At 67.9% G+C, this 11,459-nt stretch carries 10 protein-coding genes; 1 reads left to right on the top strand and 9 read right to left on the bottom strand.

Annotation, left to right across the window (positions count from 1 at the left end; all coding sequences use genetic code 11):
• The first annotated feature begins 39 nt into the window (after window positions 1–39).
• Window positions 40–666: a 5,6-dimethylbenzimidazole synthase gene (gene bluB / locus ABH933_RS14690; protein WP_429422670.1), complete on the top strand. Its 627-nt coding sequence runs from the start codon at window positions 40–42 to the stop codon at window positions 664–666.
• A gap of 227 nt (window positions 667–893) precedes the next feature.
• Here the strand turns inward: bluB and hpf are convergent, their stop codons facing one another.
• The 9 genes from hpf to ABH933_RS14645 all read right to left on the bottom strand — a co-directional run bounded on the left by hpf (window position 894) and on the right by ABH933_RS14645 (window position 11,307).
• Window positions 894–1,664: a ribosome hibernation-promoting factor, HPF/YfiA family gene (gene hpf / locus ABH933_RS14685; protein ID WP_429422672.1), complete on the bottom strand. Its 771-nt coding sequence runs from the start codon at window positions 1,662–1,664 to the stop codon at window positions 894–896.
• Window positions 1,665–1,833: 169 nt separating this feature from the next.
• Window positions 1,834–2,472 carry a ComF family protein gene (locus ABH933_RS14680; RefSeq protein WP_429422674.1) on the bottom strand — a complete coding sequence of 213 codons (639 nt, stop codon included), beginning with the start codon at window positions 2,470–2,472 and terminating at the stop codon, window positions 1,834–1,836.
• A gap of 80 nt (window positions 2,473–2,552) precedes the next feature.
• Window positions 2,553–4,406, bottom strand: coding sequence for an MtrAB system accessory lipoprotein LpqB (gene lpqB / locus ABH933_RS14675; RefSeq protein WP_372452067.1), 1,854 nt, complete (start codon window positions 4,404–4,406; stop codon window positions 2,553–2,555).
• Complete coding sequence (mtrB, locus tag ABH933_RS14670; RefSeq protein ID WP_429422676.1) at window positions 4,403–6,331, bottom strand: MtrAB system histidine kinase MtrB; 1,929 nt, start codon at window positions 6,329–6,331, stop codon at window positions 4,403–4,405. The genes lpqB and mtrB overlap by 4 nt, the downstream gene beginning before the upstream one ends.
• A gap of 223 nt (window positions 6,332–6,554) precedes the next feature.
• Window positions 6,555–7,232: an MtrAB system response regulator MtrA gene (gene mtrA / locus ABH933_RS14665; protein WP_429422678.1), complete on the bottom strand. Its 678-nt coding sequence runs from the start codon at window positions 7,230–7,232 to the stop codon at window positions 6,555–6,557.
• 78 nt (window positions 7,233–7,310) lie between these two features.
• Window positions 7,311–7,958, bottom strand: a complete 648-nt coding sequence (locus tag ABH933_RS14660) for a dTMP kinase (protein WP_429422680.1) — start codon at window positions 7,956–7,958, stop codon at window positions 7,311–7,313.
• A gap of 55 nt (window positions 7,959–8,013) precedes the next feature.
• Window positions 8,014–8,481, bottom strand: coding sequence for a hypothetical protein (locus ABH933_RS14655; RefSeq protein WP_429422682.1), 468 nt, complete (start codon window positions 8,479–8,481; stop codon window positions 8,014–8,016).
• 104 nt (window positions 8,482–8,585) lie between these two features.
• Window positions 8,586–10,061, bottom strand: a complete 1,476-nt coding sequence (gene ahcY, locus ABH933_RS14650; protein WP_429422684.1) for an adenosylhomocysteinase — start codon at window positions 10,059–10,061, stop codon at window positions 8,586–8,588.
• Between the two features lie 79 nt (window positions 10,062–10,140).
• Window positions 10,141–11,307 (bottom strand): alkane 1-monooxygenase, encoded by a 1,167-nt coding sequence (locus tag ABH933_RS14645; protein WP_429422686.1) that lies wholly within the window; start codon window positions 11,305–11,307, stop codon window positions 10,141–10,143.
• Window positions 11,308–11,459 lie beyond the last annotated feature (152 nt).

Genomic DNA, 11,459 nt, shown 5'->3' with positions numbered 1-11,459 from the left:
AGTGCGATTGGCTGAAGGTAGATGTTGACAGAGCACCCCATGGATGAAGAGCACAACATCTACGAGGTGATTCGGCGGCGGCGTGATGTGCGAGCCGAGTTCACCGGGGAACTCGTCGATGACGCCACGCTGATGCGGCTTCTGGACGCCGCGCACCGCGCACCCAGCGTGGGCAATTCCCAGCCGTGGGATTTCGTCATCGTGCGCGATCCGGACACGCTGAGCCGGTTCGCCACGCATGTCGCGGACAAGCGCAGGGAATTCCACGCGTCGCTGCCGCCCGAGCGGGCCCGCACCTTCGATCCGATCAAGATCGAGGGCATCACCGAGAGCGGCACCGGCATCGTTGTGACCCACGACGACAGCCGCGGCGGACCGCAGATCCTGGGCCGCGCGACGGTCCCGGAGACGGGCCTGTACTCCACGATTCTGGCCATCCAGAACCTGTGGCTGGCCGCGACCGCCGAGGGCATCGGCGTCGGCTGGGTGAGCTTCTACGACTCCCCCGTGCTGACCGAGCTCATGCAGCTGCCGGCGGGCATCCGCCCCGTCGCGTGGCTGTGCGTCGGCCCCGTGCGCGAGTTCCAGAAGGTTCCCGACCTGGAGCGGTTCGGCTGGCGCGACCGCAGGCCGCTGTCCGAGGCCGTCCACTGGGAACGGTACTAGGGCTCGGCTCCCCCGCCTCTCCGAGACTGCTCCCCCACCTCCCCGGGACTTCAGCGTGCCGTTGCATGCCGCGAGACTTGCTCGTCGGGCCCACGGAAGGCGGCGCGCTCTCGGTGGGCCGTGCCCGGCAAGTTACCCATGTACGCACGAAATCAGTTGTTGCGCTGCCGTTTACCACAAAACGCGGCCGGGATCCCGGTAGGGACCCCGGCCGCATTCGAGTTCTACTACGCCAGCCGGATCAGGCCGTAGTCGAAGGCGTGACGACGATAGACCACCGACGGTCGGTCGGTCTCACGGTCGTGGAAGAGGAAGAAATCGTGGCCGACGAGCTCCATCTGGTAGAGCGCGTCGTCGACGGACATCGGGGCGGCGGGGTGCACCTTGGTCCGCACGATGTGCCCGGGACCGGCGTAGTCGGCCGATTCCAGGTCCTGCGACGTGTGGTCGTGCGTTAGGGCGCCGTTCCCCATCATCAGTGCGTCGTCGACGAGGTCGGCCGTGGCCTCGGCCACCGAGACCGGCGTCTTCTCGCCGTAGTGCACGCGCCGGCGGTCCTTGCTGCGGCGCAGCCTGCTCTCCAGCTTTTCCGTTGCCGACTCGAGGGCAGCATAGAAGCTGTCGGCACAGGCCTCCGCACGCACGATCGGCCCCTTGCCGCGGGCGGTGATCTCCACCCGCTGGCAACTCTTGCGTTGGCGGCGGTTGCGTTCGTGGAAGAGTTCGACATCCAACAGATAGATCGACGGATCGAAGCGTTCCAGTCGAGATAACTTGTCCGCCACATGAATTCGGAAGTGGTCGGGAACCTCGACGTTTCGTCCCTTGACTACGACGTCCGCAGCAGGCGTCTTGGGCTGGTCTGCGGCAGGTTGCTCGGCTGCATCGAACTCGACGGCATCGAGGGTGCCGTAGCGGGCCGTGGAATCTGCTTCTTTCACTGAAGGTCGTGAAGTCGTCACGCGTACCTCCCGGATCTGGCCACGCACTCGAGTCATGCGCGGCGGGTAACAGTCCGTGCCGAGGTGAGGCTCAACTCCGGAAACCTCGGCACGAAGTCGCTCGAGGCGCCACCTCCAACCTCTGGGGATAGGTGTCAGATCGCTCTGATGGCCACGCTATTACGCCAGCGACTCGTCCGCCAGTATTCACGCAAATTTCGCTGAGTCACGCGGCGCAAGTCACCATGACAGCACGAATGTCTACTCCCGCACCGGCCAGCGCACGGACCGACTCGCTGGCGGTGGCACCCGTGGTCAGCACGTCGTCCACCAGAACTACCTCGGTATTTGGTACAGAGAGCGCACCGGGCAGGCCACCGGGTGGTGTCGTTATCCGCCCGTGCAGATTGGCTCTGCGCTGCGCTGGACCCAGCCCCACCGAATCGCGAACTGCGCCTTGCATTCGCAATGCGGAGACAGCACTGCAATCGACCAGCCAACTCGCCGCGATGCGGGCGACCCGGGCGACCGGATCGCCGCCGCGGCTGCGGGCGGCGGCGCGGCGGCTCGGCGCGGGCACCAGCACCAGCGCCCGCTCGGGATCGCGCAATGCGTCCAGCCCCCTGGCCAGCGCCCAGCCGAGCGGCACGGCCAGATCGCGGCGATTACGCTCCTTGACCGCCACCACCGCCCGCCGCCCGGCGCCGCGATACCCACCCAGCGCCCAGCACGGCACCCCCGGATCCGTGCGCGGAGACACCCGCACCGGCGGCCCGGCCAGACTCCGCGCGCAGTCGGCGCACCACACGACCCCCGGCACCCCGCAACCCCCGCACTCCCGCGGCAGGATCAAATCCAGCAGCATGCGCCGAGTATGCCCGCGGCCACCGACAGGTTCGGCACGGACCGTCCGAATCCGTTTCGGCAGAATCGTTTACGACCGGACTAGCCCGGCAGCACCGGCACCGCGTTGGCACCGAGGCTCTGCACCTCGCGCCAGAACTCGTCCGCCGCCGGAACCGCGGACTTGAGCTGCATCACGGCGCGTGCGTCGGCAACATATTCCGCATCGGGCCCGGCGCCCACCACGCGCACCGGCGGAGTCAGGTTCTGACTGGCCACCGCCTTCAGATCGGTCCCGTCGAGGAAGACGGACTCGACCGGATCCACGTTGCCCTCCCGCGCGAGGATCAGCATGTCGGCGGTGGCCCAGTCGATCGATACCGCGGTGGTGCTCAGGTCGACGGCGACCGGTAGCGGCGACTCCAGCGAATAACGCCCGTCCGGATGCGGCACCACCACCGCCATGTACACCTTGCCGCCGGCGATGATCGCCGCCCGGGCGCCGTCGTGCGAGATCCGCAGATCGGTGATGGGCAGGCGCGGGACCGGATCGGTGCTGTTGGGCTGCCCCACGGTGAGCGTGGAGGTGTCGACGTCCTGAACCGACACGTTGCCGGTCGCATGGTCGTGCACGGCCCGGATCACCCGGTTGCCATCGATCACCGTCCACACCGAGCCACCGTCGGAGGTCCACGACGGCCGGGTGAACGTGTTGCCCTGCGCGACCGAGAACGTCGCGGTGCCGTCGTAGCTGCCGATGACCAGCGTGCGCGCGGGGGCCGGGGCGGGCCGTCCGCTGTCGGCGACCGCGGCCACCACCTGACCGTCCTCCGAGATGCCCGCCGACTGCAGGTTGCGCGCGGTGCCGAAATAGCCTGGCGCCGGGACGATCTCGCCCTTGTCCGGATCGACGGCCACCAGCGAGCCGTCGCGTAGCGCGTGCAGGCCGATCCCGGCGTGCCGGTCGGTCATCGGATTGAGCGCGGCGGCATCGCCCACCGAATAGCCGTTGGCGGCGAAGCGCTCGTCGAGCGGTTTGCCGTCGGCCAGCAGGTCGTACGGGCCGAGGATGTCCGCGCCGGCCAGCGTCAGCACCACCTGCGCGGCGAGCAGTTCCTTGTTGTGCGGCTCCAGCCCCGAGGCGCCGGCGAAGTCGATCATCACCCCGCCCAGCCCGACGCCGACATTGTCGGTCTCGCCGTTGGCCTTGGTGATTCCGCCACGCAGCGTCACCGGCGGGGCGAGCAGATTCCGGACCGCGGGCGCCAGCGCGTGCTGCGATCCCTCGGCCAGCAGCGACAGCAGCCGCTGGGTCAGCTGCTCCTTGGGCGTGGAGATCCAGCGCAGATCGGGGACCATACTGGTGCCCGAGCTGTTGGCGAAGTACAGCGAATACCGCCGGTAGGACTTGTAGAAGGCCGAGCTGTCCACCACGACCCCGGGGGGCAACTGGTCGATCCGCCACTCGCCGCCGGTCTTGGTCATCTGGATGACCGCCTCGTATGTGCTGTCCTGCGCCCGGAACGATCCATCGGCGCCGAGCTCGCCGAGCTTGCGGCCGCGAATCTCGTACGTCGCGGTGGTGGGCGTCCGGGAGGTGCGCAGCGTGTCGGGTGCGTCGACGATCGCGGTACTGGCGGTGTCGTCCCAGCTCAGCGCCGCGGCCGGGGACAGGAACAGCCGTGCGGCCTGGTGCCGGTCGGTCGGGTCGGCGGTGGCCGAGAGGAAGTTCCGCACCAGCACGTCCGGATCGATACCGGGCGCGGGCTGGGCGGGGGCGGTGCTGGTGGGTTCGTGGTTGATGGTGCCCAGCGCCTGGGGCGCCGAGGAATCCGGCAGGTTCGCGCAGCCGCCGAGCGGCAGCACCGCAAACACGATCGCCCCCAACGCCATCCACAGGCGCGGGACGCGGCGTGGGCTGCGCCCCCGGCGACGCACGCTCGGGCAACGCGTCATAGCGTTCCTTCTCCGGAGTCCGTCAGCAGCGGCTTTCCCGCTGCGGTGGTGCCATTGCGGGCCGCGGGCGCGGTGCCGTCCTGCGGCTCGGAATCCGGCCGGTGATCGATGTCGGGCCCGCTGTCGGTGGCCGCGTGCTCGGCGGTGACGGGCGGCGGCTCGATGGTGCGAGCCGCGGGATCGACGATGACCCCGTCCGGCTCGAGCACGACCGATTCCGGCTGTGTCACAACGGCATCGGCCGCGATGTCCAGCTCGCTCGTGTCGTCGGCATCCGAGGGCGCCGCGAGCAGGGCGGGCACCTCGGCTTGCGCGGCCCGCCGCTTCGGCGGCTCCAGCGGCAGCGGGCTGGCGCCCATTTTGCGGGCGCGCACCAGCGGCAGCGTGAGCCGGAAGCTGGCGCCCACGCCCAGCTCGCCCCACGCCTCGAGCTTGCCGTCGTGCAGGTTCGCATCCTCGACGCTGATCGACAGCCCGAGCCCGGTGCCGCCGGAGCGGCGCATCCGGGACGGGTCCGAGCGCCAGAACCGGTTGAAGACCAGCTTCTCCTCGCCGGGGCGCAACCCGACGCCCTGATCGCGCACCACGATCGCCACCGCGTTGGCGGCCACATCGCCGCGCATCCGGATCAGCACCGGCAGGCCCTCGCTGTGATCGATGGCGTTGGCCAGCAGGTTTCGCAGCACCCGCTCGACTCGCCGCGGATCCACCTCGGCGACCAGCGGCTCCTCCGGCAGGTCCACCACCACCTCGACGTCGGACTCCTTGGCCAGGTGCCGCACCGTGGAGATGGCCGCCCGCGCGCACATCCGCACGTCCAGCGATTCCACCTGCAGCTCGGCCACCCCGGCGTCGTGCCGGCTGATCTCGAGCAGGTCGTTGAGCAGTCCCTCGAACCGGTCCAGCTCGGTGACCAGCAGCTCGGCGCTGCGCGCCAGCGCCGGATCGAGATCGTCGCTGGAGCCGTGGATGAGGTCCGCGGCCATGCGCACGGTCGTCAAAGGGGTACGCAGCTCGTGGCTCACATCGGAGGTGAAGCGCCGCTGCAGATTGCCGAACTCCGCGAGCTCGGTGATCTGATTCGACAGGCTCTCGGCCATCGCGTTGAACGATATGGCCAGCCTGGCCATATCGTCCTCGCCCCGGACGAGCATCCGCTCCTTCAGGCGCCCGTCGGCGAACCGGCCGGCGATCCGCGCGGCCGAACGAATCGGCAGCACCACCTGCCTGGTCACCAGCGCGGTGATCGCGGCCAGCAGGACCAGCAGCACGGCGCCGCCGATGAACATGGTGCCGCGCATCAGCGCGAGGCTGCGCTGCTCGTTGGTCATCGGGAAGATCAGATAGACCTCGAGGGTGGGCACCTCGACGCTCGGGCTGCCGATGATGAGCACCGACCCGTGGTAGCCGTCGGGATCGGACACCGTCGCGAACTGGTAGCTGACCTGGTTCTGCTGGACGAAGCGGCGCAGCTCGGCGGGCACCTCCTCAACCGGCCCGGCGGAGATCGGCTGCATGTTCTCCCCGACCATCTCCAGCGCCGAGTCGAAATTGCCGGCGGCGCCGGCGCTCTGGGCACCACTGCCGGCGCCGGTCGACAGCGCATCGCGCGCGGCCTGCAGCCGGGTGATCTGGGTGCTCGAATCGTGCACCCCGACCAGCTGATTCTCCACGGTCGTGCGGGCGCGGCTCATCTCGTCGGTCGCAGCGGCGATCTTGGCCTCGAGCAGCCGATCGGTGATCTGACTGGTCAACACCACGCCGAGGATGGTGATCACGATCAACGACAGGGTGAGCGTGGACACGACGACGCGCAACTGCAGCGAACGCCGCCAGATGTGGCCCAGCGACTCTCCGACCGATCTGAACCAGGCCACCGTCGCCGCCAGTAGCCGCTGAGCGCGGCCTCTGGAGGCCTCTATCACGGTCCCGCCTCGCTGGCGCTCGGCGGAACCGCGACCGGGATCGCAGCGCCCATCGGTTCGGTCGCAAGCTCCCTCACACCCGCCCCGCCGGCGCCCGGCGGAACCGCGACCGGGATCGCAGCGCCGATCAGTTCGGTCGCAAGCTCCCTCACACCCGCCCCGCCGGCGCCCGGCGGAACCGCGACCGGGATCGCAGCGCCCATCGGTTCGGTGGCAAGCTCCCTCACGGTGGTCCGGCCTTGTATCCCACGCCGCGGACGGTCAGCACGATCTCAGGGTTCTCGGGATCCTTCTCGACTTTCGCGCGCAACCGCTGCACGTGCACATTGACCAGGCGGGTATCGGCGGCGTGCCGGTAACCCCACACCTGCTCCAGCAGCACCTCGCGGGTGAACACCTGGCGCGGCTTGCGGGCCAGCGCCACCAGCAGGTCGAACTCGAGCGGGGTCAGCGAGATCTGGTGACCGCCCCGGGTGACCTTGTGCGCCGGCACATCGATGACGATGTCGGCGATGGACAGCAGCTCCGCGGGCTCCTCCTCGGTGCGGCGCAGGCGTGCGCGCACCCGGGCGACGAGCTCCTTCGGCTTGAACGGCTTGACGATGTAATCGTCGGCGCCGGACTCCAAACCCAGCACGACGTCGACCGTGTCGGTCTTGGCCGTGAGCATGACAATCGGCACGCCGGAATCGGCTCGCAGCACGCGGCATACATCGATGCCGTTCATGCCCGGCAGCATCAGATCCAGCAAAACCAGGTCCGGGCGCAATTCCCGGACCGCAGTGAGCGCCTGCGTGCCGTCGCCGACGGTGTGAGGATCGAAACCCTCGCCGCGCAAGACGATCGTGAGCATCTCCGCGAGCGCCATATCATCGTCGACGACCAGAATCTTCGGCTTCATAACTACTATGTTGTCATCTCTCCGGCTCGGAATGGGCAACCACGCCAACACTGGTACGTTTCCGACGCACATCCAACCCTATCGGGCAATCAATTTCGACAGGCGCGCGGTCAAAGTTTCCGGATCGTCATGCGGTGCATGCAGCCACCATGGACCACGCCAGTGTGCTTCGGCCATCACACGATAGACCTCGGCCGTGCGCTCTTGCAGTTCTCGATCGCGCTCGTAGGCGTCCAGCGCTCTGTTCGAATCGCTTTCGCCGCGGCGGCGCGCCCGCTCGGCGGCGAGTTCGGTGGGCACCGCGAGCAGCACGTGTAGCTCCGGCACGGGCAATTCGAATCGCCCGAACTCCAATTCGGCTACCCAGGCGGCCATTTCACCGTCGGCGGACTGGTCGGTCCGCGCGGCGTTGTAGGCGACATTCGAGGCGACGTAGCGATCGAGCAGCACAATGTCGTTGTCCGCCAGCAGCTTCGACAGCTCGTCGCGGGCATCGGCGCGATCGAGCGCGAACAGCAACGCCATTGCGTTGACCGAGGCGGCCAGATCTCCGTGCCGCCCGCGCAGCGCCTCCGCGGCCAGATCCGCATGCACCGACCGCCCGTACCGCGGGAAGGCCAGCGTGCCCACCCGCAGGCCGCGCGTGGTCAGCCCCGCGGCGACCGCCTCGATGAGCGTGCGTTTACCGGCCCCGTCCAGGCCCTCCACCGCAACCAGCGCTCCCATGAACAGCAGGCTACCGCCCGCCCCCGACAGAAATTTCCCACCCCGGCGGAATGCCTCAGCGCGTCAACTCGTCGAGCCGATTCCAGTCGAGCTTGATCACGATCGGCCCATCGACCGTGGTGCCCATGTCATCGCGGTCATGCTTCTGATGTGGACGATAGAGGCTCAGCGCATGGTCGAGCACATAGGTTTCGATCGAGGTGACCCGGCTATCGGACACCCACACGATCCAGTACCAGGGAATGCCCGCCTTCGCATACTCGGCAAGCTTGTCGGTGGTGTCGACGTCCAGACAGCCGTCGTTGTAGCGGTCCATGTGCGCCTCGGCAGCCGACTCCACAAGGTCCGCTATCCGCCTCGCGGCCTTCCGGTGGGTACGCCGCGGCAACTCCGCACGGACCGCTTCTCCGTTGACCACCTCCACCAACCGGCAGAACTCTTCCGGCAGTTGCCGCCAAATCTCAAGGGTGATCGGTTCCGGCTGCAGGTTCTCTTCCCGCGCCCAATCGAGCAGTACGGACAAGATGCGCTCCTCCGATAGCCGGACTACGAGTCGATCCTCGAGGCCGCCGGGACTTCGAGCGGCGTCCCTGCGCCCCGCCGGAGAATCCGGCGGGGCGCAGGAGGTCAGTAGCGGTAGTGCTCGGGCTTGTACGGGCCCTCCACGTCCACGCCGATGTACTCGGCCTGGTCCTTGGTGAGCTTGGTGAGGGTGCCGCCGAGGGCCTCGACGTGGATGCGGGCGACCTTCTCGTCCAGGTACTTGGGCAGGCGGTAGACCTCGTTGTCGTATTCCTGTGGCTTGGTCCACAGCTCGATCTGGGCGATGACCTGGTTGGAGAAGCTGTTGGACATCACGAACGAGGGGTGGCCGGTGGCGTTGCCCAGGTTCAGCAGGCGGCCCTCGGACAGCACCAGGATCGACTTGCCCGACTCCTTGAACGTCCACAGGTCGACCTGCGGCTTGATGTTCAGCCGGCTCGCGCCCGAGCGCTCCAGGGCGGCCATGTCGATCTCGTTGTCGAAGTGGCCGATGTTGCCCAGGATGGCCTGGTCCTTCATGGCCTTCATGTGCTCGAGGCCGATGATGTCCTTGTTGCCGGTGGCGGTGACCACGATGTCGGCCTCGCCGATGGCCTGCTCGACGGTGACGACGTCGTAGCCGTCCATCAGCGCCTGCAGCGCGTTGATCGGGTCGATCTCGGTGACCTGCACCCGCGCGCCCTGGCCCGCGAGCGACTCCGCGCAGCCCTTGCCGACGTCGCCGTAGCCGCAGATCAGCACCTTCTTGCCGCCGATCAGCACGTCCGTGCCGCGGTTGATGCCGTCGATCAGCGAGTGCCGGGTGCCGTACTTGTTGTCGAACTTGGACTTGGTGACCGAGTCGTTGACGTTGATCGCCGGGAACACCAGCTCGCCCGCGGCGGCGAACTGGTACAGCCGCAGCACGCCGGTGGTGGTCTCCTCGGTGACGCCGCGCACCGAATCGGCGATCGCGCCCCACTTGGACTTGTCGGTTCCGAGCCGCTCGCGCAGCAGGTTCAGGAACACGGTGTACTCGGCGGAGTGGTCCTCGTCCTGCGGCGGCACCACGCCGGCCTTCTCGAACTGCGCGCCGCGCAGCACGAGCATGGTCGCGTCGCCGCCGTCGTCGAGGATCATGTTCGCGGGCTCGCCGGGCCAGGTGAGCATCTGCTCCGCGGCCCACCAGTACTCCTCGAGGCTCTCGCCCTTCCACGCGAACACCGGCACGCCCTTGGGCTCCTCGACGGTGCCGTGCGGCCCGACGACGACCGCGGCGGCGGCGTGGTCCTGGGTTGAGAAGATGTTGCACGAGGCCCACCGGACCTGTGCGCCCAGCGAGACCAGCGTCTCGATCAGCACCGCGGTCTGCACGGTCATGTGCAGCGACCCGGAGATGCGCGCACCCTTCAGTGGCTGCACTTCCGCGTACTCCCGGCGCAACGCCATCAGGCCGGGCATCTCGTGCTCGGCCAGTCGAATCTCCTTGCGGCCGAACTCGGCCTGCGACAGGTCCGCCACCTTGTAATCGATCCCGTTGCGGTGGTCGGCCGTCATCATGCTGCTCACTGCGGTCGTCATCAGCCTCTCCTGGTCGGCGTGTACGCAGAAGAGACTAGTACCAATTGTGCGTACACGGTACGCAAGGTGGTGCGGACCGCTATGCCGCGGTTGCCCGCCCACCGTATGCGGCCAGGATCCGCCCCCGCTTGCGCGGGGCGATGTTGGCCCGGCTGACATCTCCCTCGTAGTGGGCCAGCACCCGATGATCCATCACGCGGCGCCATACCGACGGCACCAGGGCCAGCACGATCATGCTCGCGTAACCGGCGGGCAACTGCGGCGCCTCCTGCGTGCTACGCAGCGTCTGGTACCGGCGCCCCGGATTGGCGTGATGATCGCTGTGCCGTTGCAGATGGAACAGGAAGATGTTGGTGACCAGGCGGTCGCTGTTCCAGCTGTCCGCCGGCGAGCAGCGCGCCCAGGTTCCGTTGGGCCGCTTGCTCCGCAGCAGTCCGTAGTGCTCGACGTAGTTGACCGTCTCGAGCAGCCCGGCCCCGATCACCCCCTGCAGCAACAGGTACGGCAGCAGCGTCGGCCCGAACGCCACCACCAGCGCCAGATACAGCACCAGCGTCATCGACCAGGCCTGCAGGACGTTGTTCTGCGGGCTCCACCAGCCCAAACCCCTGCGGTGCAGGCGATCTTGCTCCAGCGTCACCGCCGAGCGGAATCCGCCGATCACGCTGCGCGGCAGGAATTCCCACAGCGACTCCCCCAGCCGGGCGCTGGCCGGATCCTCCGGCGTCGCCACCCGGGCGTGATGGCCCTTGTTGTGCTCGACGTAGAAGTGGCCGTAACCCGACTGAGCCAGTGCGATCTTCGCGAGCCACCGCTCGGCCCGCTCCACCCGATGCCCCAGCTCGTGGGCGGCGTTGATACCGATCCCGCTTACCAGGCCCAGCGTCGTGGCCAGCCCCAGCTTGTCGAGCACGCTGAGCTGATCCCCGGACCACATGTAGCCCGCGATCGCCAGACCGATCAGCTGGATCGGCAGGAAAATATATGTGCACCAGCGGTAATACCGGTCGTTCGACAGGAGCTCGTAGTCCTCGTCGCGCGGATTGGTGCCGTCCTCGCCCACCACCCAGTCCAGCACCGGAATCACGATGAGCACGATGATCGGGCCGACCCACCAGAACACCCGTAATCCGGTGTGCAGCACCAGCTGCGACGGCCAGAGCGCACAGCTGGGAGCCACCAACCCCAGCACCCATAGATACCGCTTGGGATCGGGCCTGCCCGAGCGATTGCCGACCGATTGCACGTTTGCCCCGCTAAATGATTCCGTGGAACTACTGCCCGTCAATAGTTGCAGACCATACGCCCGTTACAGGCGGCCGTCCTGCCCTCATCTGGAGACCGTTACATACGCTACGGTCCGCTTTTAAGCCATTACACATGTGCCTGCAAGTTCTG

It is taken from the genome of Nocardia sp. GP40 (assembly GCF_050434125.1).
GTDB classification, from domain to species: Bacteria; Actinomycetota; Actinomycetes; order Mycobacteriales; family Mycobacteriaceae; genus Nocardia; species Nocardia albiluteola.
The sequence above is the reverse complement of the archived record's forward strand: the minus strand, read 5'-3'. Positions and strand labels throughout refer to the sequence as shown.